Annotated in this window: 24 protein-coding genes, 1 tRNA gene and 1 pseudogene; 18 read left to right on the forward strand and 8 right to left on the reverse strand. The window is 67.3% G+C overall.

The features are described 5' to 3' along the window. Positions 1 to 109 precede the first annotated feature (109 nt). On the forward strand, positions 110 to 316 hold the full coding sequence (locus AB8P05_RS00435) for a hypothetical protein (RefSeq protein ID WP_472758369.1): 207 nt from the start codon (positions 110 to 112) through the stop codon (positions 314 to 316). A 177-nt stretch (positions 317 to 493) separates the two neighbouring features. On the opposite strand, the gene AB8P05_RS00440 is transcribed toward AB8P05_RS00435, so the two are convergent. Then, positions 494 to 1,126 (reverse strand): FRG domain-containing protein, encoded by a 633-nt coding sequence (locus AB8P05_RS00440; protein WP_472758370.1) that lies wholly within the window; start codon positions 1,124 to 1,126, stop codon positions 494 to 496. Between the two features lie 783 nt (positions 1,127 to 1,909). Between AB8P05_RS00440 and AB8P05_RS00445 the strand changes: the two genes are divergently transcribed. The 3 genes from AB8P05_RS00445 (at position 1,910) to AB8P05_RS00455 (ending at position 3,631) form a co-directional block, all read left to right on the forward strand. After that, complete coding sequence (locus AB8P05_RS00445; RefSeq protein WP_149223271.1) at positions 1,910 to 2,329, forward strand: organic hydroperoxide resistance protein; 420 nt, start codon at positions 1,910 to 1,912, stop codon at positions 2,327 to 2,329. A 170-nt stretch (positions 2,330 to 2,499) separates the two neighbouring features. Further along, on the forward strand, positions 2,500 to 2,955 hold the full coding sequence (locus tag AB8P05_RS00450; protein WP_472758372.1) for a MarR family winged helix-turn-helix transcriptional regulator: 456 nt from the start codon (positions 2,500 to 2,502) through the stop codon (positions 2,953 to 2,955). A 73-nt stretch (positions 2,956 to 3,028) separates the two neighbouring features. Further along, positions 3,029 to 3,631 (forward strand): GNAT family N-acetyltransferase, encoded by a 603-nt coding sequence (locus tag AB8P05_RS00455; protein ID WP_472758373.1) that lies wholly within the window; start codon positions 3,029 to 3,031, stop codon positions 3,629 to 3,631. On the opposite strand, the gene AB8P05_RS00460 is transcribed toward AB8P05_RS00455, so the two are convergent. The 3 genes from AB8P05_RS00460 to arsC all read right to left on the reverse strand — a co-directional run bounded on the left by AB8P05_RS00460 (position 3,622) and on the right by arsC (position 6,018). Beyond that, the gene (locus AB8P05_RS00460) at positions 3,622 to 4,602 is read right to left on the reverse strand and encodes an alpha/beta fold hydrolase (protein ID WP_472758374.1); all 981 of its coding nucleotides are present in this window, start codon (positions 4,600 to 4,602) and stop codon (positions 3,622 to 3,624) included. The two genes, AB8P05_RS00455 and AB8P05_RS00460, sit on opposite strands and share 10 nt — an antisense overlap. Before the next feature lie 96 nt (positions 4,603 to 4,698). Then, the gene (gene prmB, locus AB8P05_RS00465) at positions 4,699 to 5,643 is read right to left on the reverse strand and encodes a 50S ribosomal protein L3 N(5)-glutamine methyltransferase (RefSeq protein ID WP_472758375.1); all 945 of its coding nucleotides are present in this window, start codon (positions 5,641 to 5,643) and stop codon (positions 4,699 to 4,701) included. A gap of 33 nt (positions 5,644 to 5,676) precedes the next feature. Continuing rightward, positions 5,677 to 6,018 (reverse strand): arsenate reductase (glutaredoxin), encoded by a 342-nt coding sequence (gene arsC, locus AB8P05_RS00470; protein WP_472758376.1) that lies wholly within the window; start codon positions 6,016 to 6,018, stop codon positions 5,677 to 5,679. A 218-nt stretch (positions 6,019 to 6,236) separates the two neighbouring features. Between arsC and serA the strand changes: the two genes are divergently transcribed. After that, a complete protein-coding gene (gene serA / locus AB8P05_RS00475) occupies positions 6,237 to 7,481 on the forward strand; it encodes a phosphoglycerate dehydrogenase (protein ID WP_455171362.1) in 1,245 nt (414 codons plus the stop codon). 93 nt (positions 7,482 to 7,574) lie between these two features. After that, positions 7,575 to 8,297 carry a hypothetical protein gene (locus AB8P05_RS00480; protein WP_472758377.1) on the forward strand — a complete coding sequence of 241 codons (723 nt, stop codon included), beginning with the start codon at positions 7,575 to 7,577 and terminating at the stop codon, positions 8,295 to 8,297. Between the two features lie 7 nt (positions 8,298 to 8,304). On the opposite strand, the gene AB8P05_RS00485 is transcribed toward AB8P05_RS00480, so the two are convergent. The 3 genes from AB8P05_RS00485 to carA form a co-directional block, all read right to left on the reverse strand. Next, complete coding sequence (locus AB8P05_RS00485; RefSeq protein ID WP_472758378.1) at positions 8,305 to 8,649, reverse strand: HNH endonuclease; 345 nt, start codon at positions 8,647 to 8,649, stop codon at positions 8,305 to 8,307. Between the two features lie 67 nt (positions 8,650 to 8,716). Next, positions 8,717 to 9,595, reverse strand: coding sequence for an EamA family transporter (locus tag AB8P05_RS00490; protein WP_472758379.1), 879 nt, complete (start codon positions 9,593 to 9,595; stop codon positions 8,717 to 8,719). A gap of 84 nt (positions 9,596 to 9,679) precedes the next feature. After that, the gene (gene carA, locus AB8P05_RS00495) at positions 9,680 to 10,804 is read right to left on the reverse strand and encodes a glutamine-hydrolyzing carbamoyl-phosphate synthase small subunit (RefSeq protein ID WP_472759353.1); all 1,125 of its coding nucleotides are present in this window, start codon (positions 10,802 to 10,804) and stop codon (positions 9,680 to 9,682) included. Positions 10,805 to 11,210: 406 nt separating this feature from the next. Between carA and AB8P05_RS00500 the strand changes: the two genes are divergently transcribed. The 7 genes and pseudogenes from AB8P05_RS00500 (at position 11,211) to AB8P05_RS00530 (ending at position 20,395) form a co-directional block, all read left to right on the forward strand. Beyond that, positions 11,211 to 11,675, forward strand: a complete 465-nt coding sequence (locus tag AB8P05_RS00500) for a GatB/YqeY domain-containing protein (RefSeq protein WP_472758380.1) — start codon at positions 11,211 to 11,213, stop codon at positions 11,673 to 11,675. Positions 11,676 to 11,782: 107 nt separating this feature from the next. Next, positions 11,783 to 12,376, forward strand: a complete 594-nt coding sequence (locus AB8P05_RS00505; protein WP_472758381.1) for a Uma2 family endonuclease — start codon at positions 11,783 to 11,785, stop codon at positions 12,374 to 12,376. Between the two features lie 111 nt (positions 12,377 to 12,487). Beyond that, on the forward strand, positions 12,488 to 14,395 hold the full coding sequence (dnaG, locus tag AB8P05_RS00510; protein ID WP_472758382.1) for a DNA primase: 1,908 nt from the start codon (positions 12,488 to 12,490) through the stop codon (positions 14,393 to 14,395). Between the two features lie 210 nt (positions 14,396 to 14,605). Beyond that, positions 14,606 to 16,605: pseudogene (gene rpoD / locus AB8P05_RS00515) on the forward strand (RNA polymerase sigma factor RpoD). Positions 16,606 to 16,751: 146 nt separating this feature from the next. Next, a tRNA-Ile gene (locus AB8P05_RS00520) sits at positions 16,752 to 16,827 on the forward strand. A 509-nt stretch (positions 16,828 to 17,336) separates the two neighbouring features. Next, positions 17,337 to 17,795 carry a hypothetical protein gene (locus AB8P05_RS00525; protein WP_472758383.1) on the forward strand — a complete coding sequence of 153 codons (459 nt, stop codon included), beginning with the start codon at positions 17,337 to 17,339 and terminating at the stop codon, positions 17,793 to 17,795. Beyond that, a complete protein-coding gene (locus tag AB8P05_RS00530; protein WP_472758384.1) occupies positions 17,792 to 20,395 on the forward strand; it encodes a CHAT domain-containing protein in 2,604 nt (867 codons plus the stop codon). The genes AB8P05_RS00525 and AB8P05_RS00530 overlap by 4 nt, the downstream gene beginning before the upstream one ends. 29 nt (positions 20,396 to 20,424) lie before the next feature. Here AB8P05_RS00530 and AB8P05_RS00535 read toward each other — a convergent pair whose 3' ends face one another. After that, positions 20,425 to 21,345, reverse strand: a complete 921-nt coding sequence (locus AB8P05_RS00535; RefSeq protein ID WP_472758385.1) for a LysR family transcriptional regulator — start codon at positions 21,343 to 21,345, stop codon at positions 20,425 to 20,427. Between the two features lie 150 nt (positions 21,346 to 21,495). Here AB8P05_RS00535 and AB8P05_RS00540 point away from each other — a divergent pair, with 150 nt between their 5' ends. The 5 genes from AB8P05_RS00540 to AB8P05_RS00560 are packed head-to-tail and all read left to right on the forward strand — an operon-like array spanning position 21,496 to position 26,455. Beyond that, positions 21,496 to 22,161 (forward strand): peroxiredoxin-like family protein, encoded by a 666-nt coding sequence (locus AB8P05_RS00540; protein ID WP_472758386.1) that lies wholly within the window; start codon positions 21,496 to 21,498, stop codon positions 22,159 to 22,161. Between the two features lie 54 nt (positions 22,162 to 22,215). Beyond that, positions 22,216 to 22,506 (forward strand): BufA1 family periplasmic bufferin-type metallophore, encoded by a 291-nt coding sequence (locus tag AB8P05_RS00545; RefSeq protein ID WP_455171376.1) that lies wholly within the window; start codon positions 22,216 to 22,218, stop codon positions 22,504 to 22,506. Positions 22,507 to 22,510: 4 nt separating this feature from the next. Next, complete coding sequence (gene bufB, locus AB8P05_RS00550; RefSeq protein ID WP_472758387.1) at positions 22,511 to 23,416, forward strand: MNIO family bufferin maturase; 906 nt, start codon at positions 22,511 to 22,513, stop codon at positions 23,414 to 23,416. Next, entirely contained in the window at positions 23,406 to 24,731 is a 1,326-nt protein-coding gene (locus AB8P05_RS00555; protein WP_472758388.1) for an HvfC/BufC family peptide modification chaperone, read from the forward strand. Before bufB ends, AB8P05_RS00555 begins: the two co-directional genes overlap by 11 nt. After that, positions 24,728 to 26,455, forward strand: a complete 1,728-nt coding sequence (locus AB8P05_RS00560; protein WP_472758389.1) for a methyl-accepting chemotaxis protein — start codon at positions 24,728 to 24,730, stop codon at positions 26,453 to 26,455. The genes AB8P05_RS00555 and AB8P05_RS00560 overlap by 4 nt, the downstream gene beginning before the upstream one ends. Positions 26,456 to 26,463: the final 8 nt, after the last annotated feature.

Raw genomic sequence — 26,463 nt, forward strand, 5'->3', positions numbered from 1 at the left:
ATGGTGTTGGCGGGGATCGTCACCTTCGGCGCGCTTCAGCGCCAAGCCGGGCGGCAGGACGCCGCTCTCGAGTCGACCACACGGACACTCCGAAACGCAGAGGTGCGCCATGGCATTGAGGATGATCTGCGCCGGCATCCTGCTGGCGCTGCTGAGCGGCTGCGCGACCAGTGGAGCCGGGACTGAGGGTGGCTGCGCCGCCTTCCGCCCGATCTACACCAGCCGGGCCGATACGCTCACCGACGGCACGGCTGAGCAGCTGCTGGCGCACAATCTGACCGGCGCCCGACTGTGTGGATGGGCGCCGAGTCTCTAATGCTTATCAAAAGTTGCTCTAAGCAGCCATTGAACCGCGTTGCGTCAGTCGTCTATAAACAATTGATACGCTCCTGTATATCACGCGCTAGACTGTCGAGATCAGAAAAAATAAATGAATCATTTATTCCAAACAATCTAAGCTGTTGGCGCAAATTATTTCTTGCCTCATAAGGAATTACATACCTTGTTCCGCGAGGAACAAAAGGATTGTGAGGGTTTTTCTGGACGGAAAACAGCCCACCCTGTGCAGTAATTCTCGGAGATAAGTGGGACGGAAAGAAATATCCCTCGCTATTGAATGGATCTTCCTTAGCCGTATCGATCGGTCCGCCTTTAACGCGCCAAATATAAAATGCAGCGGCGCCGCTGTAGTCGGGGTTTCTAATCTCTCTCGTTTAAGCCATATATCGTTTACTCGATCGCATACGGCAAAAAACAAGGCAATAAGCGGGTTGCTTGTCCAGTCTAGAAGTCGTGTTGGTAGAGTGTGATGCTGCGCCAATGCCATCCAGTCCCAATCGTTGTCCGGGACTTTATTCAAATAAGGGCGAGCTGCCGCTTTAAATCGAGTAAAAGCGCCACGTTCATCAATTATTTCGCTAGGATACCTTAAATCCAGCTCTATTTTTCCATCTGGCTCGCGCAGTTTAGGGGCCGGGGTAATGCGACCAATCTTTGGAAGAAGCTTCCAATCGTCGCGCCTTTCTCCGCGGAAGAAATACCCGCTATCTGGGAGGATATTACCAACTATTTCGCGGAATTTATCAAAATTCTCTATAGTTTCACCTTGATTTAACCAAGTCATCATGATCCTCGCGTTGAGATCGCATAATTAACGATCGATAACAGAAAGGTAAACAATTAATCCAAGTTATGCAAGCAGTAGGAGTTTTCCATAATCTATTGTCATCGTTTTGGAGTTGTGATCTGATGAGAAAAGCTTCTGATTGATCTTGTGTGTCCGGTAATCGGCATAGTTTGCGGCCTATCTGTATTTTGACCAGCAGAATTGGACGTGACCAAATTCCCTAAAAATCCGGTTAAGTATTGATATTGATTATTGAGAGAACAGGAATGAAGATGAGGAAATTATATGTTTTTCAGCGAATTGGAAATTTTCGCAATCAGGTGTCGACCGGATCGGCGCGTGTGGAACTCCGTGTGGAAGTCGGAGGTGAATCCGGTTCCTTTTCGTCCTGCTTTCTTTCCTCGTGATCCTATATTTTCAATACCTTAGCCGGCAGCCCCCTTCCTGGGGGTCTGGGGGTCGCAGGTTCAAATCCTGTCGCTCCGACCAGTTGCGGAAGGTAGAAAAAGCCTCGAAGTCCTAGGACTGCGGGGCTTTTTTATTGCGTTCCTTTTTTAGCCTGCCTTCGCAGCGGAGCGGGGGAGGTGTAACGGATGCCATGCACCCTATGCATTGCGCACAATTGAATAGCGCATAACCAAATGCATTGCGCGCAATCGAATTGTGAGCGATGTTCCTTCTCACAAGATCACGAGCGGCGGTCCACCCCATGATCCGGACCGCCGCTTCGGCGACCGAATGCCGATGCCCGCAAGTTCAGAACCCAATGAAGGAGCACACGCGATGAAGACCCTGTATTCGACCAAGGTGAGCGCTACCGGTGGCCGTGACGGCAAGGCCGTCAGCGAGGACGGGCTGCTGTCGGTCGCGCTGGCTGCGCCGAAGGAACTGGGCGGGCAGGGCGGGGCCACCAACCCCGAGCAGCTGTTCGCCGCCGGCTATTCCGCCTGCTTCATCGGCGCCATCAAGTTCGTCGGCAACCGCGACAAGATCGCCGTTCCGGCCGACCTGTCGGTGACCGCCACCGTGGGCATCGGCGCCCGTGACGACGGTGAAGGCTTCGGCCTGACGGTGGATTTCGTCGTGTCGCTGCCGGGCATGGACAAGGCCGCCGCCGAGGATCTGCTGGCCCGCGCCCATAAGGTCTGCCCCTACAGCCATGCCACCAAGGGCAACATCCCGGTCACCACGACCGTCGCCTGAGGCTGTTGCCCAAGGCTGTTGCATAAGGTGAATACCTGAGGCGAAGCGCTTCAGGATTGCGCCGCCGGGCTATTGCGCGCGATTGTGCCGAACGCATGATCGACCGGCGCGCCACAGCCCGGCGGCGCGCGCCGTTTCGCAGGGTCCCGCAAAGCCATGACTGCCGCCCCATGACTACCGACAAGGACGATCCGCTTCTGCTCTCCAATCAAGCCTGTTTCGCTCTGTATTCGGCGAATCTCGCGATGACCCGCGTCTATCGCCCGCTGTTGGAGTCGCTGGGCCTGACCTACCCGCAGTATCTGGCGATGCTGCTGCTGTGGGAGGAAGACGGCCAGTCGATGAAGGCGCTGGGCGAAAGGCTGGGGCTGGACAGCGGCACGCTGACCCCGCTGCTGAAGCGGATGGAAGGGCAGGGGCTGCTCACCCGCGGCCGCGATCCGCAGGACGAACGGCTGGTCCGCATCCGTCTGACGCCCGAGGGTGCAGCGCTGCGCGGCAAGGCCGCATGCCTGCCGACCCACATCGCCGCCGCCGCCGGCTGTTCGGTCGAGGAACTGGCGTCCCTGCGCGAGGCTCTGCTGCGGCTGCGCGACGACCTGAACCAGGCCGCAGATCAGGGCTGATCCGATCGGGGCTGGAAATCGGCGGCCGGACGGCCTTTTCTAGGCGACCGATCTCCGGATGGAAGGTGCCGCCGTGACCTCTCACATCATCGACGACCGTCTGCGCATCCGTCCGGCCGATGCCGACGACGCGCCGAACCTCGCCCGGCTGATCGACATCGCCGGCGGCGGGGTCTACGGCTTTCTTCTCGACGGGTTGATGCCGGGGCTGACGGCGGCGGAAATGCTGATGCCGGGGCTTGCCGGGCGCAGCGGTTCGCTGTCGCACCGCCAGAGCGGGGTCGCCGAGCTGGACGGGCGGGTGGTCGGCGTCGCCCACGGCTATCCCACCGACTGGATCCGGACGGAGGATTACAGCGGCCTGCCGCCCGACCGCGTCGCCCATATGGCCGAGTTCTCGGAAACGCTGGACTGGGGCAGCTATTTCCTGTCCGCCCTGGCGGTCGATCCGGAGCAGCGGCGCCACGGCATCGCCGGGCGGTTGCTCGGCTGGTTCTATGAACGGGCGCGGACCGGCGGGTTCGACCGCGTCACCTTGCATGTCTGGGCCGACAACGAACCGGCCCGCCGCCTCTATGCCGGCGAGGGGTTCGAGGAGATCGGCCGCGCCGCCATCCCCTGGCACCCGCGCCTGCCGCACCAGGGCGGCAGCATCCTGATGCGGCGCTATCTCTGAGCGACGACCTGCCGGGGCGCCGCTTCGGCCGCCAGTTCGCCGATCCGGCGCACCACCAGATCGGGATCGGCGTAATGCACCATATGGCCGGAGTCCGGCACCCAATGCAGGGTGCTGTTCGGCAGCATATGGTGCAGGCGGCCGCTCTGTTCCTCCTGCTCGACCACGCGGTCGTGATGACCGGCGAAGATCGCCACCGGCACAGTCACGTCGGCATAGCGGTGCTGCAGGCGTTCGGCGGCGGGCACCATGGTGACGCCGTCCTGGGCGTTGGCGCGCAGCTGGCCCGGCCGGGTGGTCAGGGCGGCGGGGAAGGTCTCCGTCAGATGGTCCGGCACCGGCCGGGGCGAGAACAGCGTCTTCAGCAGCGCCGGCATCATCGCCTTCGAGAAAGGCGGCGACAGCGTGTGGCGCAGCAGGTCGCCCAGCACCGGCGTCGCCACCGGCGCCACCAACACGGCGTCAACCCGCTTGGTCGGGAAGTAATAGCCGGCCAGCAGCACCAGCCCCGCTACCGCCCGGGGATGGTCGAGCGCCAGGGCCAGAGCCACCAGCGTGGCATAGGAATGGCCGACCACCACGGCACGCTCGATGTCCAGCGCGGCGAAGGCCCGGGCCAGCAGGTCCGCCTGATCCTCCGGCGTCCAGGCCCGGTCGTGGGGGCGGTCGCTGTGGCCCATGCCGGGGCGGTCGAAGGAGATCACCCGGTGGTTCCGCGCCAGCCGCTGGAACAGCCCGCTCGCCAGCGAATCGCCCAGCGCCGAGACGTTGCCGTGCAGCAGCACGACCGGCGGGCCTTCGCCAGCCTCCATGTAATGCAGCCGGACGCCGTCGACGGTCAGGAAGCTTCCTTCCGGCGGATAGCGCCGCTCGGCCGCGCGCGCTGCCAGCGTATTGGCGACGGCCAGCCCGCCCAGGGTCAGCGCGGTGATGCCCAGGGTCTTGAGGATGGTGGATTGGCGGTCGGTCATGGCGGTCGTCCTCTCAAGCGGCTGCTGCGATGCAGCATCGTCGAGAGGATAACCGGGGGCGGGGGAAGGGTTCCCGGATGTGGGGGCGTTAGCCCCTCACTTCCCCGCCTTCAACTGCTCCCGCGTCAGCCAGAACACCTCGCCGAAGCTGTTGGCGGTCTGCAGCCACAGGAAGTCCAGGTGGGGATACTCCGCCTCCAGGATCTCGCGGCCGGTGCCGAACTCGCACAGCAGGCCGCCCTCGGGCGTCAGGTGCTTGGGCGCCTCCTTCAGGATGCGGCGGACGATGTCCAGCCCGTCGTCGCCGCCGGCAAGCGCCATTTCCGGCTCGGCGCGGAATTCCGGCGGCAGGGCGTCCATCGCCTCGGCGTCGACATAGGGCGGGTTGGTGATGATGACGTCGTACTTGCGCGTCTTCAGTGGCGCGAACAGATCGCCGTGATGCAGGGTGATGCGGTCCTCGAAGCCGCTGTCGGCGACGTTGCGCTTGGCCACCTCCAGCGCGTCCGGCGACAGGTCGACCGCATCCACCTGCGCCTCCGGGAAGATGCGCGCGGCCAGGATGGCGAGGCAGCCGGAGCCGGTGCAGAGATCCAGCACCCGCTCCACCGAGGTCGGGTCCTCGACCAGGGTGAAGTCGTCGCCGCCGAACAGGTCGGAGAACAGCAACTCCCCGATGTAGGAGCGCGGGACGATCACCCGCTCGTCCACATAGAAGGGGATGCCCTGGATATAGGCCTTGTTCAGCAGGTAGGGCGCCGGCTTGCGGGTGTCGATGCGGGCATGGAGGATGCCGGCCACCGCCTCGCGCTCCGCCGCGGTCAGCCGGGCGTCTATGTAGGGGTCGAGCTGGTCGACCGGCAGATGCAGCGTCTCCAGCACCAGGAAAACCGTCTCGTCGAAGGCCGTGGTGGTGCCGTGGCCGTAATCGAGGTCGGCTTCGTTGAAGCGGCTGACGCCGTAGCGCAGGAAATCGCGGATGGTCGACAGTTCGGCGGCCGCGGCTGCGGCGGTGTGCTTGCTGGTCACGGGGGTGGTCACGGGCGGCGGGCTCCAGTCAGGAACGGGAAAGGGTCAGAGGAGGTCCAGCACCGATTCCGGCGGCCGGCCGACGCGGGCGCGGTCGCCCTTCACCACAATCGGGCGTTCGATGGCGGACGGGTTGGCGGACAGCGCGGCAATCAGCGCCTCGCCGTCCAGATCCTTGGGCAGGCCGGCCTCCGCCGCCTCCTTGGCGCGGGTGATGTCGCGCGGGCCCTTGCCCAGCTTGGCGAGGATGGCGGACAGCTCGGCCGGGCTGGGCGGGGTCTTCAGATACTCGACCACCGCTGGCTCGACGCCGCGGGAGCGCAGGAGTTCCAGCGTCTCGCGCGACTTGCTGCAGCGCGGGTTGTGGTAGATCGTCACGTCGCTCATGGCGGGTTTCCAAGTTCGAAGGTCGGTCCGACTGATACACCCAACCCGCGTCCCGCGCCAATCCGGCATGCGGAAAGCTGTGTGGCGGCGCAACATCCGTCAGGTGACAAGGGCTGCCTTTGGTATTATTTTGCGCGCTCGCTTTTCCGTGGCCCATCGCGCCGTTTCCGGCAGGCGGGCTGCCGAACAGACCCGATGCCCAGATACGGATGCCGGCCGTGACCAAGCTCTCGCTCTCCAAGGACAAGATCAACATCCTTCTTCTGGAAGGTGTCCACGACAACGCCATCGACGAGCTGGCCCGCGGCGGCTACGCCTCCGTCGAGCGGCTGCCGCGCGCCCTGGACGAGGATGAGCTGCTGGAGCGCATCGGGTCGGTCCACATCCTGGGCATCCGGTCGCGCACCCACCTGACCGCCAAGGTGTTCGAGGCGGCCAGCAAGCTGATTACCGTCGGCTGCTTCTGCATCGGCACCAACCAGGTCGACCTGAAGGCGGCGCGCCGCACCGGCATCCCGGTGTTCAACGCCCCCTATTCCAACACCCGGTCGGTGGCGGAACTGGTGATCGGCGAGATCATCATGCTGATGCGCGGCATCTTCGAGAAGTCGCAGCTGGTCCATGGCGGCGGCTGGATGAAGTCGGCCAAGGACTCTTACGAGATCCGCGGCAAGACGCTGGGCATCGTCGGCTATGGCCACATCGGCACCCAGGTGTCGATCCTGGCGGAAGCGATGGGCATGCAGGTCCGCTTCTACGACGTCGTGCGCAAGCTGGCGCTCGGCAACGCGCGTGCCTGCGATTCGCTGGAGGAGCTGCTGTCGGTCTCCGACGTGGTGACCCTGCATGTGCCGGACACCGCGCAGACCCGCAACATGATCGGCGAGCGTGAACTGGCGGCCATGAAGAAGGGCAGCCACCTGATCAACGCCGCCCGCGGCCAGGTGGTGGACATCGAGGCGCTGGCCGCCGCGCTGAACAGCGGCCATGTCCTGGGTGCCGCCATCGACGTCTTCCCGGTCGAGCCGGGCTCCGACAAGGAAGAGTTCCAGAGCGCGCTGCGCGGCATCAAGACCGCCATCCTGACCCCGCACATCGGCGGCTCGACGATGGAGGCGCAAGCCAACATCGGCACCGAGGTGGCGCAGAAGCTGCTTGAGTACTCGGACAACGGCTCCACCGTCGGCGCGGTCAACTTCCCGCAGGTGGCGCTGCCGGTTCAGGCCGGCTGCACCCGCTTCCTGCACGTCCACGAGAACCGTCCGGGCATCCTGCGCAAGGTGAACGAGGTGTTCTCCGGCCGCGACCTGAACATCGCCGCCCAGTATCTCCAGACCGATCCGGAACTGGGCTATGTGGTGGTCGACGTCAACGGCGACGTGGAGGAGATGGAGGTCGTCAATGACCTTCGCGCCATCGAAGGCACCCTGAAGGCACGCTTCCTGTTCCCGGCGCATCAGTGAGGAGGAGGATGGAGTGGGCAAGGCCGCAGCTTGCCCGCTCCATCCCACTCCATGTCTCTTGTCCGCGGACGGTTTCCTGATAACTGTATCGGGATGACCGTTCGCTTCCTGTTCCTCTTCCTTTCGGGCGTACTGCTCGCTGCTTCGCCGGCCGCGGCGCAGTCGAATGGCTGCAGCGGGTTTCCGCCGACGAAGCTCGTGTTCGACAGCATGCTGGCGCCGATCCAGCGCGACGACGGGCTGTCGATCGCGCAGCTCACCCGGTTGCCTGGACGCACGCCGGGGCCGGCGGGGAGCGCCGGCGGCCATGTGCTGGGGCTCACCCAGGCGCGCTATGGCGAGCAGTCGCAGGTTTCCGCCCTGTTCAAGCAGATGGGCGACGGCACCTATTGCGCGGCGGCCAGCACGGTGACCATCAGCTTCGGCTTCCAGCAGCGCATCGTCCATGTCGCCAGCGAGATTCCCGCCAACTCCTGCCTGCATGGCGAGGTGCTGGCCCATGAGATGCGCCATGTCGCGGTGGACGAGGCTCTGCTGCGCGAGATGATGCCGCAGATCCGCATCAAGCTGGATCAGGTGATGGAGGGCATGGCGCCGGTGCGCTCGCGCAGCCAGGCCCAGGCGATGGCGGCGATCCGCCGGCCGCTCGAATCGGCGATGCGGCGGATCATGCAGGACTTCGGCCGCGAGCGCGACCGCCGGCAAGCCCAGGTCGATACCGTGGAGGAGTATGAGCGGGTCAGCCGGGTCTGCAACGGCGAGGCCCGCAACTACCTGCCGAAGCCAGCCCAGCGGCAAACCGTCCGGCGGGGATAAGGTCCTGTCAACGCTTGCGGCGGCGCCGGTCGGTGGCGTGGCCGTCGGTGAACTCCGGCGGCTTACGGCGGACCCAGCGGATGAAGGCGGCGATGTCTGGATGGCCACGCAGGGCTTCGATCTCGTGATAGTGGTCGCGCAACTGCTGTTCGGTCAGCACTGCGTGGATCTTGGCGTGGCAGATGCGGTGCATCGTCACTGTGTCCCGTCCGCCATAGGTGCGCGGGACCAGATGGTGTTCGTTCAGGCTGGCGCCGGGAACCATCGGCCGGCCGCAGAGCGGGCAGGCGGCATGGTCCTCCGTTGGAGCGGCCGGTGGGAGGGCGATGGGCGTTGGCGGCAGGCGGCGCATGGGGTCCGGGGCAGAGGGCGGGGCTTGGAAGATATGGCGCGACCCCGCCGCTCCGGAAAGCCTGCCCTCAGTTCCGCGCGTCTGCCGTCGCCGCGACCGGTACCGCCTGTGCCCGCTGCCCGACCCAGACGCTGCCGAGCGCCAGCACGATTCCGGCGATCTGGTAGCCGGTCAGCGATTGGCCGAGCAGTGCCCAGCCCAGAATCACCGCCGTCACCGGGCTGAGGAAGCCGAGCGGCGCAACCGCTGAGGGCTCCAGCCGCGACAGGCCGCGGAACCACAGGATGTAGGTCAGAGCGGCACCGATGAGGCCGAGATAGACGAAGCCCAGCAGGTTGGCCGCCGTCGGCACCGGCAGCGCCGGCTCCAGAAGCAGCGCCACCGGCACGAGCAGCACCCCGCCCGCGGTCAGTTGCCACGCCGTGAAGGTCAGCGGCGACACCGGCGGGCGCCAGCGGCGGCTCAGCACCGTTCCCGCGGCCATCGACCCGGCGCCGGCCAGTGCGGCGAGCACGCCGATACCGTCGAGCGCCGCACTCGGCTTCAGCACCAGCAGGGCGACACCGCAGATGCCGGCCATGGCGGCGGCGACCGCCAGCGGGCGGATCGGCGTGCCCAGCAGCGGGCGCGACAGAGCGATGACGATCAGCGGCTGCACCGCCCCCACCGTGGCGGCGACCCCGCCCGGCAGGCGATAGGCCGACACGAACAGCATCGCCCAGAAGAAGGAGAAGTTCAGCGCCCCCAGCACCAGCGACCGCCCCCACCAGCATCCCCAGGGCAACCGGCGGACCAGCAGCAACAGCAGAAGCCCGGCCGGCAGCGCGCGCAGCAGCGCCACCGTCATCGGGTAGCCCTGCGGCAGCAGTTCGGTGGTGACGATGTAGGTGCTGCCCCAGATCGCCGGGGCGATTGCGGTCAGCAGCAGGTCGGTGGACCGGGCCATGTTCCGGCTCTCTTTCGATAGGGCATCAGCAAAAAGGGCGCCCCACCGGGACGCCCTTTTCAGCGGAAACGCTGCGCTGGACCGTCAGGCCGCCTTCTTTTCGGCGATCAGCTGGACGAAGCGGTCGAACAGGTAATGGCTGTCCTGCGGGCCGGGCGAGGCTTCCGGGTGGTACTGCACCGAGAAGACCGGCTTGCCCTTCAGGCGGATGCCCTCGTTGGTGCCGTCGAACAGGCTGACATGGGTGACCTCGGCGTCGGCCGGCAGGGTTTCCGGCACCACGACGAAGCCGTGGTTTTGGCTGGTGATCTCCACCCGGCCGGAGGCGAGGTCCTTGACCGGATGGTTGGCGCCGCGGTGACCCTGCTGCATCTTGGTGGTCTTGGCGCCCAGCGCCAGCGACAGCATCTGGTGGCCCAGGCAGATGCCGAACATCGGCACGCCGGTGTCGAGCAGGCCCTTGATGGTCGGCACGGCGTACTCGCCGGTGGCGGCGGGGTCGCCGGGGCCGTTGGACAGGAACACGCCGTCAGGCTGGTGGCGCATCACGTCCTCGACCGTGGCGGTGGACGGCACCACCGTCACCTTGCAGCCGGATGCTGCGAGGCAGCGCAGGATGTTGCGCTTGGCGCCGTAGTCGATGGCGACGACATGGTACTGCGGCTTGTCCTGGGTAGCGTAGCCGCCGCCGATGGTCCAGCCGGCCTCGGTCCAGTCGTAGGTCTGGCGGCAGGACACGTCCTTGGCCAGATCCATGCCCTCCAGCCCCGGCCAGCCCTTGGCCTTGGCGACCAGCGCCTCGATGTTGAAATTGCCGTCCGGCGCATGGGCGACGACGCCGTTGGGCGCGCCCAGGTCGCGGATGCGGCGGGTCAGGCGGCGGGTGTCGATGCCGGCCAGACCGACGAGGCCGTAGCTCTTCAGCCAGTCGTCCAGGTGGCGGGTGGCGCGCCAGTTCGACGGGTCGGTGATGTCGGCGCGCAGGATCAGGCCGCGGGCGGCGGGGGTGATCGTCTCGATGTCTTCGGCGTTGGCGCCGGTGTTGCCGATGTGCGGGAAGGTGAAGGTGATGATCTGGCCGGCATAGCTGGGATCGGTCAGGATCTCCTGATAGCCGGTCATGGAGGTGTTGAAGCACACCTCGCCCACCGAATCCCCCGTGGCGCCGATGCCTCGGCCGCGGAACACCGTGCCGTCGGCCAGAACCAGGACGCCGGTGTGAACCGCATTGTCGGAGGGGGAGTGGCGAGAGTCATTCCTGTGAACCTTCCCAAAAACCGCGGCCGGCGACGGATCGGGTGATCGGCGGAACGGCGACGGCCTAGCGTCCCGCCGGGCGCGCACACGCAACCGCTCGCACCCCAGCTTCGCCATGATCGGGCGATGACGTGGGATCGAGTGGGCTGATCGGGTGGGCCGGACATCCTATATGACGATTGGACGCCTGATTTCCAGCAATAGCTTTGCAAGGCGGCCCTGATGCGCCGACAAGATGGCCGGCGGCAGCGCCTTGCGCCCGGCGGGCAGGGCCATTTGTGTGGAAATCGGCAGGCGCTTTCAGGATAGTTGCCCCGCCCGGCCGGATGCCGGGCACCAAGAACGAGGAAGACAGGACATGACTCTGCGCACGCAGTTCAACGACTCCCTGAAGGATGCGATGCGCGCGAAGGACATGCGCGCGGTGTCCACCCTGCGCCTGATTCTCACCGAGATGAAGAACCGCGACATCGATGCCCGCAGCCGCGGCGTGACCGACGGCATCGACGAGGCGGGCATCCTGTCGATGCTGCAGGGGATGGTGAAGCAGCGCAACGAATCGGCCGGGATGTACGAGCAGGGCGGCCGTCCCGAACTGGCCCAGCAGGAGCGCGAGGAGATCGCGGTCATCGAACGCTTCCTGCCCAAGCAGATGACGGAGGAGGAGTCCGCCGCCGCCATCGACGCCATCGTGGCCGAACTGGGTGCGTCCAGCATCAAGGACATGGGCAAGGTGATGGCGGAGCTGAAGGCCCGCCATGCCGGCCAGATGGACTTTGCCAAGGCCGGCGGCCTGGTGAAGGCGCGGCTTTCGGGCAAGTAAGGGCCGGGGAAGCAGGGACAGCGCAAGCAAGAGGCGCTGGCCGCGGCGGGGCGACTCGGGCTAGGCTGGTGCACGGGGCGGGTGGAACGGGTCAGGAGGACGGTGGAATGGTCGCGGTCCGCAAGTCGACCTTTTCGGGGATGACCGTCGCCCAGTTCCTGGACTGGAACGGCGATGGCACCGACACCCGCTACGAGCTGGTGAACGGCGAACCGCGCGCCATGGCGCCGGCGAGCGCCACGCACGCCTATCTGCAGGTTGCGTTGGCGCGGTTGATCGAGGGCCATCTGATCGACCGCGGCAGCCCCTGCCGAACCGCGACCGAAGCGCCGGTGGTGCCTGGGCTTTCCAGCAACGCCAACCTGCGCGTTCCCGATCTGGCGGTGACCTGTGCGCCCGACGATCCGGAAGGGCGTCTGCTGCCCGATCCCGTGCTGATCGTGGAGATCCTGTCGCCCGGCAACGAGCGCGACACGCGCGGGAACCTGTGGGCCTATGCTTCGATCGCCAGCGTTCAGGAAATCCTGTTTGTCCACTCGACCCGCGTCTGCGCCGAGCTGTACCGCCGCCGCAGCGGCGATTGGCCGGCGGAACCGCTCGTCATCGGGCCAGACGACGAGCTTGTGCTGATCAGCATCGGCTTCCGCACGCCGCTCAATCAAGTCTATGCCCGGACCCGTCTGGCTCAGCGACAGGACTGACGCACCATCTGCCCCCTTGGGGCCGGCGGTGCTGGTTCCCATACTGTGCCTCTGCTATAGCCTTGCGCCCATCTCCCTCATCGCTCTTCGTATCCCGGTGACCGTTCGACCATGGCCTTCCCGCCCCAATTCCTGGAAGAACTGCGCACCCGGCTGACCTTGTCGGAAGTGGTCTCCAAGCGGCTGCGCCTGATCCGCGCCGGCCGGGAGTACAAGGCCCCCTGTCCGTTCCACAACGAGAAGTCTCCGTCCTTCTACGTCAACGACCAGAAGGGCTTTTTCCATTGCTTCGGTTGCGGCGCCCATGGCGACGTCATCGGCTTCGTCATGCGACACGACAATCTCGGCTTCCCCGAGGCGGTCGAGCATTTGGCCGGCGAGGCCGGACTGCCGGTGCCGCGCCCGACGGAGGAGGACCGGCAGCGCTACGAGCGGCGCAAGACCCTGCATGACCTGGTGGAGCAGGCGGCGCGCTGGTTCGAGCAGCAGCTGCACACGTCCGCCGGTCGGGCCGGGCTGGATTACTTCATGCGCCGAGGGCTGGACGGCGACATCATCGCGCGCTTCCGGCTGGGCTACGCGCCCGGCGATTCGAACGCGCTGCGGACATATCTCGGCAAGCAGGGCTTTTCCGACGAGGACATGGTCAATGCCGGGCTGCTGAAGCGGCCGGACGACGGCCGGGCGCCCTACAGCTTCTTCCGCAACCGCGTGATGTTCCCGGTGACCGACCGGCGCGGGCAGGTGGTGGCATTCGGCGGACGCATCCTGGAAGGCGACGGGCCGAAATACGTCAACACCGCCGATACGCCTCTCTTTCATAAGGGCACGCTGCTCTACGGCCTGTCGCGGGCGCGGCAGGCGGCGGCGGACGGCAAGCCGGTGATCGTCGCCGAAGGCTATATGGACGTCATCGCCCTGGTCCGCGCCGGCTTCGAGGGAGCGGTGGCGCCGCTGGGCACCGCGCTGACCGAGACCCAGGTGCAGGAGTTGTGGAAGCTGATCCCGGCGGCGGAGAAGGTGCCCTTCCTGTGCTTCGACGGCGACAATGCCGGCCGGCGCGCGGCGTGGCGGGCGGTGGAGCGCATCCTGCCGCACCTCGCCCCCGGCCAGTCGGCCCGCGTCGCCTTCCTGCCGGAGGAGGACCCCGACAGCCTGATCCGCGCGCAAGGGCCGAAGGCGATGGGGGCGGTTCTTGAGGCGGCCATCCCGCTGTCCGACGCCCTGTGGCGGATGGAGAGCGAGGGGCGGCCGACCGACACGCCGGAGGCCAAGGCCGCGGTCAAGGCGGCGCTGGAGGCCCGCGTCGCCACCATCGCCGACCGCGATGTGCAGAGCTTCTACCGCACCGAGATGCGCCGCCGCGTCGACGAGGCCTTCGCGCCCGCGCGGCCGGCCTTCAACCGCGGACCCTGGGTGCCGGGGCAGGGGCGGGGGCGTTTCGGCGAGGCGCCGCGCCGCCATGTGCCGGGCATGCCCGGACGCCTGACCTCCAAGCCGGTGGGGGAGGGGCGCGGCCGCGCCTCCCGCCTCGCATCCATGCGGGAGCGGATCCTGCTGGCGACGATCATCAACCATCCCGATCTGTTCGGCGAGCTGGCCGAGCCGCTGGGGCTGTTGCCGTTCGGTGACCCGGAACTCGAAAAACTGCGCTGGGCGGTGATCGAATGCCTTTCCGACGAGGCCAACCGCGACTCGACACTTGACGCCGATGCGCTTTGTCGCCACTTGTCATCCGCCGGCCATGAGACGATGGTCGGTGCTTTGCTAGGCGAGTCGACCTATGTCCATGCCGGCTTCGCCCGTCCGGAGGCCTCTACGGAGGACGCCCGGAAGGGATGGTGGCCTGCGTGGCGGCATCTGCATCACGAGCGGGTGCTCGACGATCTTAGGGAAGCGAAGGCGGCTTTGACCCGTGACAACAGCGAGGCGAACTTCGCGAGGGTCGTGGCTCTTCAGCAGGAGGTCATCAAGTCCGGTTTGGGTATTGCGGACGACAGTGACTTTGACGATGTCTGACGGTTGATGGCTTGTGCCGTCGGCGGCCGGGCGTCGGTTGATGGGGCACAGGGTAACTGGAAGCGTTGATGGGACAGGGCCGCATGACAGTTTCTGTAATGGCGGGTTCTGGGTAGATACATGGTTGGGGGTGGGGCGGACGGGCCGGGCAACCGGGACCGGGCGGCCCTTTCGTCTTTTTCAATGGGGTAATGCGGGGGCACCGATCGCATGGCCACGAAAGCTGCGAACAGCGTGGAAGTTTCCGAAACGCGGGAGGAATCCGCAGACGGTCCTCTGATGGACGGCATGGGTTTGGCCGTCAAGAAGATGATCGCCCGCGGCAAGGAGCGCGGGTATGTCACCTATGACGAGCTGAACGCAGCGCTGCCGCAGGATTCGTCCTCGTCCGAGCAGATCGAAGACACGATGGCGATGCTGTCCGAAATGGGCATCAACATCGTCGAATCGGAAGAGCAGGATTCGGAAAACAGCGGCGAGGGCGCCAGCGACGGCGAAGGCCGGTCGTCGGGCAACCTCGACGACGACGACATCGGCCGCACCGACGACCCCGTGCGCATGTACCTGCGCGAGATGGGATCGGTGGAGCTGCTGTCGCGCGAAGGCGAAATCGCCATCGCCAAGCGGATCGAAGCCGGCCGCGAGATGATGATCGGCGCGATCTGCGATCGCCCCTGACCATCCGCGCCATCCTGGAGTGGCATGATTCCCTGATGGAAGGGAAGATGCTGCTGCGCGACATCATCGACCTGGACGCCACCTACGGCGGCGGCCCGGACGGCGAGGAGATGCCGGAAGGTCTGGCCGAGGCCGTCGAGGCCGCCGGTGCGGGCACGGGTGCCGCTCCTGCCGCCGATGCGCCGGCCGGTGAGGACGGCGACGAGCCGCGCCCGCCGCAAGGCGAGGGCGAAGAGGGCGAGGAAGGCGAGGAGGGCGACAACAGCCTGTCGCTGTCCGCGATGGAAGCCGCGCTGAAGCCGCAGGTCATCGAGACCTTCGAGAACATCAAGGCGACCTACGACAAGCTGCACAAGCTGCACGAGGCCCGCATGGCCGCGATGCAGCGCGGCGAGGACATGGGCAAGCAGACGGACAAGAAGTACGAGAAGCTCAAGACCGAGATGGTCGAGCTGATGAACACCGTCCGACTGAACAACCAGCGCATCGAACAGCTGGTCGAGCAGCTCTATGGCCTGAACCGCAAGCTCACCGGCTTCGAAGGCCGCCTTCTGCGCATGGCGACCGACTGCCGCGTGAAGCGCGAGGACTTCCTGAACCAGTATTTCGGCCACGAGCTGGACCCGAACTGGCAGGAGCGCATCCGCGGCCTGAACCCCAAGACCTGGGGCAAGTTCGCCGAGAAGTATGACGGCGACATCCGCAAGACGCGCGAGGCGATCGCCCAGGTGGCCGAAGAGGCCCGCCTGCCGATCAACGAGTTCCGCCGCATCGTCTCCACCGTCCAGAAGGGCGAGAAGGAGGCGAGCCGCGCCAAGAAGGAAATGGTCGAGGCGAACCTGCGTCTCGTCATCTCCATCGCCAAGAAGTACACGAACCGCGGCCTGCAGTTCCTGGACCTGATCCAGGAGGGCAACATCGGCCTGATGAAGGCGGTGGACAAGTTCGAGTACCGGCGCGGCTACAAGTTCTCGACCTACGCGACCTGGTGGATTCGCCAGGCCATCACCCGCTCCATCGCGGACCAGGCGCGGACCATCCGCATCCCGGTCCACATGATCGAGACGATCAACAAGCTGGTCCGCACCAGCCGCCAGATGCTGCACGAGATCGGCCGCGAGCCGACCCCGGAAGAGCTGGCCGAGCGTCTGATGATGCCGCTGGAGAAGGTGCGCAAGGTCCTGAAGATCGCCAAGGAGCCGATCTCCCTTGAGACGCCGATCGGCGACGAGGAGGATTCGCATCTCGGCGACTTCATCGAGGACAAGAACGCCGTCCTGCCGCTGGACGCCGCCATCCAGGCGAACCTGCGCGAGACGACGACCCGCGTGCTGGCCTCTCTGACGCCGCGCGAGGAGCGCGTGCTGCGCATGCGCTTCGGCATCGGCATGAACACCGACCACACTCTGGAAGAGGTCGGCCAGCAGTTCAACGTGACCCGCGAGCGTATCCGCCAGATCGAGGCGAAGGCGCTGCGCAAGCTGAAGCACCCGTCGCGGTCGCGCAAGCTGCGCAGCTTCCTGGATACCTGATTGGGATACCTGATCCGGGAACCGTATCGTTCGAGACGAAGCGGGGGCCTTTCGGCCCCCGTTTTCCTTTTCGGGTTTATGCGTCCGAACGATGAACGAGGGGTTGCATTTCCCCGAAGCTTTGTCGCAAAGTGCGCCCCGCGGTAGGGCCTGTAGTTCAGCGGTTAGAACGCGCCGCTCATAACGGTGTTGTCGTCGGTTCGAATCCGGCCGGGCCCACCAACCTTTCCAAAGGTTTCCGACAGGCTGTCGGCGTCCTCGTCACTATCGCGGCACGCAAGCGCAGAACTCCGTGTTCCGGTGGAGCGGCATTGCCGCCTTCAGTTCCTACCGGATCGTGCTCACCGTGCCGCCCGACACACCACCCGTCAGCCGAACCATTTCGGCATGCGGCACGCCGGACAGGATGCACTGCCGGAACTCCTGGCGCTTGTCTTTGCCGACCTCGTGCCGTAATGCCCGGCCGGTCCGGCAGACGGTTGTCGTAGTGATTGAAGCTAACCATACGCAGGCCGGCAATACTACTGGGACAGGCTCCGGGGCGTCCTCTTTTGGCAGTTTCGACGACCCACCTTTCTTCGATAAGGTGGTATGGTTGAGCGATGACGACCCGTTTTGGCGGTGTCTTGGTGCGAATTGAGCCGTTCTGGTAGTCTTTGGAACCATTGAAACGCGAACTGAAATCTCCTCATCCACCCGAACACTGACAACGCCCGCCAAGGACACTTCCGATGACGAATTATGAGGTTTCCCCGGCGCTCGCCCTGTCGTTCCTGCTCAATGCGGACGAGGCCGTCCGGCTGTTTCCCCTGCCGGTCGTCGATCCGACGACGGAGGCGGACGAGATCGCCGCCATCCTCGCCCAGCTTCCCGCCGACCGCCTGCCTGCGCTGGCAGTTGTCCTGACGCAGGAAGTGCTGGCGCTGCGGCCGGAGGCCGGAGGGTTGCTGGACGGTATCGGCGGACAGGCGCAGACGCGCGCGCTCGACGGCGCCAGCCTTGCCGCTTTGCTTCAGGCGCTGGAGGAGAATTGGATGGGGGTCGCCATTCTGGTGGTGGCGTTGCGGGCGCTGGGAGAGAACCGGCTGAAAGCCGGCGGGCTCGATCTGGAAACCAGATCGATCTACCAGGATCTCTCCGGTTTCCTGAAGGTCTGGGGCAGGTCCGGCGACGGTTCCTCCCAGCCATGACGCGGGAGCAGGCGGAAACGCTGGTCGCCCACCTGCTGGCCGCGCCCGATGGCGAGGCCCGGCAGGCGCTGATCGTTGCGCATGCCGACGACATCGGCCCGCTGTTCTTCGAGATCCTCGGCGCCCAGGCCCCGGAGGAACTGGCGATCGAGGTCGCCCGAAGCCATCTGGCATTGCGCGATCCACGGGCGCAGCGGCATCTGGAACTGACCATCCGGCTGCTGGAGGCGGACATTGCCGGGGATCTGGACGCGGCGATCGCACAAGAGTGGCCGTTTCCGGATCAGGCCGCGGTCTCGGCGATCCTCGACACCGCCGAAGCGTCGGTGTGCCAGCGTGCCGACCTGTCGCTCGGACGGCGCTTCCTCGACATCGCCGCACGGCTGATCGGGCTCGGCGGCTATGACGCTCTCCGTCCGGCGCTGGCGCTCGGCCGGTCGAGCCTCGGCCTGCTCGCCGACGATATCGAAGGTGCGGAGCGGGAATTGCGGGCCATCCTCGCCGCTCCGCCCGGCGATCTCGACCCGTTGGCGGAGTGGGCGCTGTCGGTCAATCTGGGCCTCGTGTTGCTGCGCCAGGGGCGGGCCGGCGAGGCAGCGGCGCATTACGAGGGGCTGATTCCCCGCATCGCCGATACCCGGCTGCGGCTGTCGGCGCAGGCCGATCTGGGGCTGGCCTATCGTGCAATGGGGCGAACCGGCTCGGCGCTGGCGCAGTACCGTGCCCTGGTGGCCGCCTGCGCCGACGCCGGCCAGGAGGACCTGCAGGCCAAGGCCCACGGCAATCTCGCCCTGCTCTATGGGCGGCTGGGGCTGGCCGTGGAGGAGGAGCGGGAACTGCTGGCCAGCCACGAACTGGCGGTGCGGCCGCAACGCGACGACCGGCCGCGCGACTGGCACGCAATCGCCACCGCCTGCTTCAATCTCTGCCTGTTCCACCTGCGCCGCCGGGATGTCGCCGGATTTGACCGCTGGCTGGCACAGTATCGGACGATCACGCGGGATAGCGGCCTCGATCCCGATGGCGTCACCCTGACACGCCTGGAGTTGGAGCGGCTGATTGCCGGTGGGAAGCTGGCGGAAGCGGCGGCTCTGGCGCGCGTGGCAGTGTCGCGATTGCCACGTCACCGCCGTGACGAGGAGGCAATGGCGCTGATCGGCTCCGCCGGCCGCGCCCTGCTGGTCGCCGGGGATCACCGGCAGGCGGCGGCGCTGTTCGCCCACACGGAGCGGCTGGCGGTCGCCGCCGGCAACCATGAATTCCATCACGCGGCGCTCGGCTACCGGGCCGTCGCCCTGCTGGCCCTCGGACAGGCCGATGAGGCCGGGACGCTGCTCGATGCCATGACCGCCATCGACACCGGGTTGCGCCGGCAGCTCGACGATCCGCTGCATCAATTCACCTATGGTGCGGCGCATGAGGCGCTGTATGACGCGGTGATCGCCGCCCTGATCGATGCCGGTGACGCCCGGCGGCTGTTCGATGCCCTGCAAGGAGCCAAGGCCTTCGCGGTCGGCCGCGGGCTGGGCGTGCGCGCCGGCTTCGACGAGTTGGCGGCCCGGCTGCCGCAGGACGCCGCCTTTCTGGAGTATGTTCATCGCGGTGACCGTTCGGTCTGCCTGATCGCCCGGGCGGGAGGCCAAGCGCCCGATCTGGTTCGGCTCGACGCCGACGAGTCCTGGCTGCGCGGCGCGGCGGCGCGGGTGGATGGGATGGCGGCGGCGGCGCTGGTTACCCTGCGCGACCCCGATCGCCGGTTCGACGGCCTCGCCGCCATCGCCGGGCGCCTGCTGCATCCGGTGCTGGACCGGCTGGAGCCACAGGTGCGGCGACTGATCGTCGCCCCGGCGGGACCGGCGATCCGGTTGCCCTTTCACCTCTTTCCCCTGGGCGAGGGGCGGATGATCGACCGCTACGCGGTCAGCTACGTACCCAGCGCCGCCGCCTGGCTGGCCTCCCGCGGCCGCGCTCGTCCACCCCGTGACGCGCTGGTGATCGGCCATGGTCGTGACGGCGACCCACCGCTGTCGGAGCAGGGGTTCCGGACGGAAGCGGCGGCGGTGGCGGCGACCCTGGTCCAGGCTGGCCTGTCGCTGCGTCCGGCATCCTCGGACGGCAGCCGCGCCGACCTGCTCCGGCATCTCGATGCCGACATTCTGCACGTCGCCGTCCATGGCGGGTTCGACTCCGCCGATCCCATGGGTGGGCGGCTGGTCCTGTCGGCGCAAGGGCGGGACGCGCCGCTGGCGCTGGAAACCCTGGCAAGGGCCGAGACGGCGGCGGCAATGGTGGTGTTGAGCGGCTGCGACACCGGACGGGTGGTTCCCCTGCGCAACCAGGAGGCGTTGGGGCTGATGAGCGTCCTGCTCAGCCAGCGGGTGGCCGCCGCGGTGTTGAGCTTCTGGCCGGTGCCGGCCACCGGCGGCGTCGCCGCGACGATGATGACCGCTTTCCACCGGACATGGCTGATCGACGGCCTGCCACCCGACATGGCCTTGCGCCGCGCCATGCTGGAGGCCGGGGCGGCGGGCGCACCGCTTCACGCCTGGGGCGGCTTCGGGCTGTTCGGCTATGGTGGACCAAGCCAGTGGATGGAGTGATGAGGTGGAAAACCCGGCCTGATTCGATCTTAAGCTGCAGAGGTGCCGATAGGGCCGATTGACTCCGGTTTGCCCAACCCGGCGACCAGGTGCTCGATGAAGCTGCGCACTTTCGGCGAGACATGGCGGGTTGCGGGATAGACGATATGAATGGCCTCGTCCGTCACCTCCAGTGCGGACAGCACCGGGACGAGACGGCCGGCGCGAATATCGTCCTCCACGATGAAGTCGGCCAGCCGCGCCAATCCCAATCCACCCACCGCGCCATGGCGCAACAGCCACAGACTGTCGGTCTGGAAGCTGCCGACAGGGCGTAGGATCTCGCGCCGGTCGCCGATCATGAATTCCCACTCGGTCCGGCCCGATCCCGACAGCAGCGTCAGGCATTCGTGGTGGGCGAGATCGCCCGGCGACTGCGGCACGCCGCGCCGGTCCAGATAGTCGGGACTGGCCACCACGTGGCGGCGCAGCGGCCGCAGGCGGCGGGCGATCAGGCTGGAGTCGACCAGCCGCCCGGCGCGGATCGCCAGATCGAACCCGTCGTCGACCAGCCGCTGCACACGGTCGTTCAGGCTGACCTCCAGCGACACGCCGGGGTGGCGGCTCATATATGATGCCAGCAGCGGCGCTACCCGCATCTGCCCGAACATCACCGGCATGGTGATGCGCAGGGTACCGCGCGGCTCCTCGCCCATCTCGGTCAGCGACTGTTCCGCCTCGTCCAGCGCCGCAAGGATGGCGCGGGCGCGCAGGCAGAAGGTGGCGCCGGCGTCGGTCAGCGCGATCCGCCGCGTGGTGCGCGCCAGCAGCCGGGTGCCCAGCCGGTTTTCCATCTGGGCGATGCGCCGGCTGATCGCCGAGGCGGACAGCCCAAGCCGCTCCGCCGCCGCCGACAGGCTGCCGCTGTCCACCACCTCGACCAGCACCGTCAGATCGTCCAGTCGGTCCATGCCGTCCTCCGTGTCCCCAGTCCTGCCATATCCCGTCCCCAGGCGTATTCTTGCATTCTGCGCAAAGATATTGTGCGTGTCCCCCTATGTTTCGCAAATCCGGCTTTTGACAGGATCGGACCGACGGACACGCCGACAGGGAATTGCCCGATGCGTCTTCAACGCCAACTCCGCACCATCCGGGCGCAGGCCGGCAAGACCCTGCCTCCGGAGGTCATGGCGATGATGGACCGGATCATCGCGGATCTGAAGGCGCGGGGGATCGAGCTGGGGGCACTGCGCCCCGGCCTGCAGGCCCCCGACTTCGCCTTGCCGAACCAGCTCGGCCGCACCGTCTCGCTTTACGAGACGCTGGAACGGGGACCGGTCGTCCTGCTGTTCTATCGCGGCGAATGGTGTCCTTATTGTTGCGCCCAGCTCAGGGCCATGCAGCTGGCGTTGCCGCAATTGACCGCCGGCGGTGCCCGGCTGGTGGCGGTGTCGCCGGAGCTGCCTGACCACAGCCTGACGCTGGCGGAACGCAACGCGCTGGATTTCGACATCCTGTCCGACCGGGAAGCGATGGTGGCCCGCAGCTACGGCCTTGTCTTCCGCGTGCCGGACGAGTTGCGCGATCTCTACCGCGACCGCGGCCTCGACCTCAACGCCCGCCAGGGCCGTCCCCTCGGGGAGCCCTGGCAGCTGCCGATCCCGGCGACCTATCTGCTGTCGCCCAGCGGCGTCGTGCGCTTCGCCGCCATCGACGCCGACTTCACCCAACGCCCGGAGCCGCAGGCGCTCGTCGATCTGCTGCACGACCGCGTACCGGCGTCCTGACCGGCGCCCATCGTTCCGAAACACCGGATCATCCCGCAACTGAGGACCATGACCATGACCGCCACCAAGACTTTGGCCCTGCTCCCCATCGCCGGCGCGCTGGCCGGCGCCCTGACGCTGATGGCCGGCCCGGCCGCCGCCCAGTCCAACATGGAGAAATGCTACGGCATCTCCAAGCCGGGTGAGAACGGCTGCGCCCATGCCAAGGGCCTGCATTCCTGCGCCGGCAACAGCAACCTGACCTACGACGGCGGCGACTGGAAGCTGGTCAAGGCCGGCACCTGCGCCGAGGAGATGGGCTCGCTGAAGCCGTTCGACGGCGCCAACCCGAAGAAGAAGGGCTGAGGCGATGGCCGCGGCGCCGCCTTCCACCTCCGTCCGGTCCGTGCCGGTCGCCGCCGGCATTGGCCTGCGCGAGCCGCATCGGGAGGCGTTCGTCGCGGCCGGCTGCCCGATCCCGTGGGTCGAGATCCATCCGGAAAACTATTTGGTTCCCGGCGGCCCGCGCCTGGCCGGCATCCTGCGGGTCCGCCGCGATCTGCCCGTCAGCTGCCACGGCGTCGGCCTGTCGCTGGGCAGCGCCGGCGGTCTCGACCCCGATCACCTGATGCGGCTGCGCGTGCTCTACGACAGGCTGGAGCCGGGGCTGATCTCCGAACACCTGTCCTGGAGCGTCGCGGACGCCATCTACCTCAACGACCTGCTGCCGCTGCCCTATACCGAGGACAGCCTCGACCGGGTCCGCCGCAACATCGACCATGCCCAGGACGTCTTCGACCGGCGCATCCTTGTCGAGAATCCTGCCGCCTGCCTCGCCTTCGCCGACAGCGCCATTCCCGAAGCCGAATTCCTGGCGGAACTGGCCGACCGCACCGGCTGCGGTCTGCTGCTCGACGTAAACAACCTCTACGTCTCCTCGGCCAATCTCGGCTTCGACCCGTCGGCGTGGCTGGACGCCATTCCGGCCGATGCCGTCGGCGAACTGCATCTCGCCGGTCATGCCCGCGTGACGCTCGGCGGCGAGGAGTTGCTGATCGACGACCATGGCAGCGCGGTCGGCGACGCCGTGATGGCGCTCTATGCCGATGTGCTGGACCGTCTCGGCCCGCGGCCGGTGCTGATCGAGTGGGACAACGACCTGCCGCCGCTCGACCTGCTCCTGGCCGAGGCGGGCAGGGCGCAGGGGGCGCTCGATGCCCGGATGCGGCATGGCGAAACGCCGGCCATGATCCGGGAGGTCCATTGTGCCGGCTGACGCGAAACTTGCAAAACTCCAGCGCGACTTCGCCACCTTCCTGCTGCACGGCGATCCGGTGGTCGCCGGGGCGCTGCGGCCGGATTTGCCGGCCGGACGGCTGACAGTCTACCGCAACACCGTGATGGGATCGCTGGCGGCCGTTCTCGGCCATGCCCATCCCACCCTGCGCCGGCTATTGGGCGAGCAGCGCTTCACCGCGCTGGCCTACCGCTTCGGGGCGGAGGCACCGCCCTGCGTGCCGATGCTGTGGAGCTACGGCGCCGGCTTCGCAGACTGGCTGGCCGATCTCGAGCCGGCCGCCGAAATCCCACCCTGGGCGTCCGACCTCGGCCGGCTCGACTGGGCGATGCATGAAGCGCTGTTCGCCGCCGACGCCGAACCGCTCGACCTCGGCCGGCTCGCCGCCATCCCGCCGGAACAGGCGGGGTCTCTGCGGCTGGCTCCGCACCCATCGCTGCGGCTGGTGCGGTCGGGCTGGAACATCCATGAGCTGTGGAAGGATGGCGCGGCGGTGCCGGTGCCGCAGCCGGAAGCGGTCCTGATCGGCCGCGTTCCCGGCGACGGAAGCGACGGAGTCGCTGTGGACGCCGCTGGGGGAGGTGCGCTGCGCCCGGCTGACCGCAGCCGACGGCGCGCTCGCCGCCCTGCTGCTGGCCGGCGCCACCCTGGACGAGGCCGCCGACGCCGAAGCGGCCGCCGGCGCCGATCTCCAATCCCTGCTGGCGTTGCTGCTGCAGAACAGTCTGCTGGCCGGCTTCGCGCTCGACCGGCAGCCCTCCCTTACCGGAAGCGAAGGGAACGACCCATGACGTCTTCGCCTGTAAGCCTTGGGGTGAGCCCGGGCCGACTGGCCCGCCTGGCGGACATCCGCGATCATGCCGCCGGGTGGCTCGACCGGTATGCGGCCCCGCTGTTCGACCTCGCCGTCCGGCTGACGATGGCGCCGATCTTCTTCCGCTCCGGCTTGCAGAAGATCGGCGACTGGCAGGCGACTCTCTTCCTGTTCCAGGAGGAATACCGGGTGCCGCTGCTGCCGCCGGATATCGCCGCGCTGCTGGCCGCCGCCATTGAGCTGACCATGCCTGTCCTGCTGGTGCTGGGTCTGGCGACACGGCTGGCGGCGCTGCCGCTGCTGGCGATGGCGCTGGTGATCCAGTTCGTGCTGGGTGCGGCAAACCCGGCCTTCAGCAATCCGCAGCATTATTTCTGGATGCTGCTGCTCGCCGGCCTGATCGTCCGCGGCGGCGGACGGCTGTCGGTCGACCACTGGCTCCTTCACCTCAGCCGCTGCCGCATGGGAGACAGTCGATGACCGCTGCCGAGAACAGCCACCGGAACAGGTTTCCGCTCCCCGCACACCGGCAGATCGCCCGGCTCGGCTGGCTGCTGTCGTCCGGCCTGGTCGCCGTGCTTGCGCTGGTGCTGGCGGTCAGCCTCGTCACCGTGCAGGGCATCCGACAGGTGGACGAGCGCTGGAACGCCTACGATCTGGGCGCCGCAGCCAAGGCCGACGCCCTGTCCGACCTGCGCGGGGCGCTGGGGTTCGGCGGCGTCATCCACCGCTTCGGCGACTATCTGCTGACCGGCGATCCGGCCCGTGCCGCCGAGGTCCGGCAGAGCCTGAAATCCGCCGCCGCCAATCTGGAGGTCTACCGCTTCGCCGGCGAGCTGAGCGCTGCCGAAAGAACGGCGCTCGACAGCATCGCCGCGGCGATGGTGCAGCTGGACGCAAAGCTGACCGAAGCCGAGGCCGCGGCGGCGGCGCACACCCCGCTCGACCGGCTGGCCCGCACCGCGGCACTCGACACCGCGCCGGCGGTGGCGGCGATGCGGACGCTGAACAGCGAGCTGACCCGGGCGCGCGCCGCCCTCGGCGAAGCCAACCGCCAGGGCATCGCCGGCCTGACCGGCACGGTGCTGACCGGCGGCAGCGTGGCGCTGGTGCTGCTGCTCGCCATCGCCGGGCTGTTCCTGTGGTTCACCCATCACCGCATCGTCCGTCCGCTGGCCCGGCTCGCCGGCTACATGCAGCGTCTGGCCGGCGGCGATCTGGACAGCGCCGTGCCCCTGGTCGGCCGCCGCGACGAGATCGGCGCCATGGCCGGCACCGTCGACGTGTTCCGCGACGGGCTGGTCCGGCTGCGCGCCGCCGGGGAACGCGAACGCGCCGAGGCCGAAGAGGCCCGCCGCCGCCAGGAGACGCTGGAACGGGACCTCCGCTCCTTCGAGGCGGAAATCGGCACGCTGGCCGCGGCGCTGGCCGGGCGGGCCGGCACGCTTCACCGCACCGGGCAGGATCTGGCCTCCTCCTCCAGCCGGACCATCGGCAGCACGCAGGAGGTCTCCGCCGCCGCTGCCCGCACCGCCGGAACCGTCCAGGCCGTCGCCGCCGCCACCGAGGAACTGTCCGCCTCCATCGCCGGGATCGGCCAGCGGGTGCAGGGCTCGGTCGCCATGACCACGGCGGCGGTCGAACAGGCCGACCGCTCTTCCGCCACCGTCGCCAGCCTCGCCGAGGCGGTGCAGCGCATCGGCGAAGTGGTTGGGCTGATCAACGCAATCGCCAGCCAGACCAACCTTCTGGCGCTGAACGCCACCATCGAGGCCGCCCGCGCCGGCGAGGCGGGCAAGGGTTTCGCCGTGGTGGCGCAGGAGGTGAAGAACCTCGCCAACCAGACGGCGCGGGCGACCGAGGACATCACCCAGCAGATCGCGACGATCCGCAGCGCCACCGATGGCGCGGTCGACGCCATCCAGGGCATCGGCAGCAGCCTGGGGCAGGTCTGCCGCATGGCGCAGGAGATCGCCGACGCCGTCACCCAGCAGGACGAGGCGACGCGCGAGATCGCCCGCAACATCCAGGAGACCGCAGGGTCGGCCGGCGCGGTCAGCGCCGCGATTTCCGAGGTTGCGCAAGCAGCCGAACAGGCCGGAATGGTTGCGGAAAGCATGTTCTCATCCGCACAATCGCTCGGCAGCGAGACCAAGCGGCTGGAGGGGGCGGCGCACAGCTTCTCCCGAGCGTTGCGCGCGTGATTTCCAGA

This window comes from Azospirillum sp. VT-I1, from assembly GCF_055698305.1.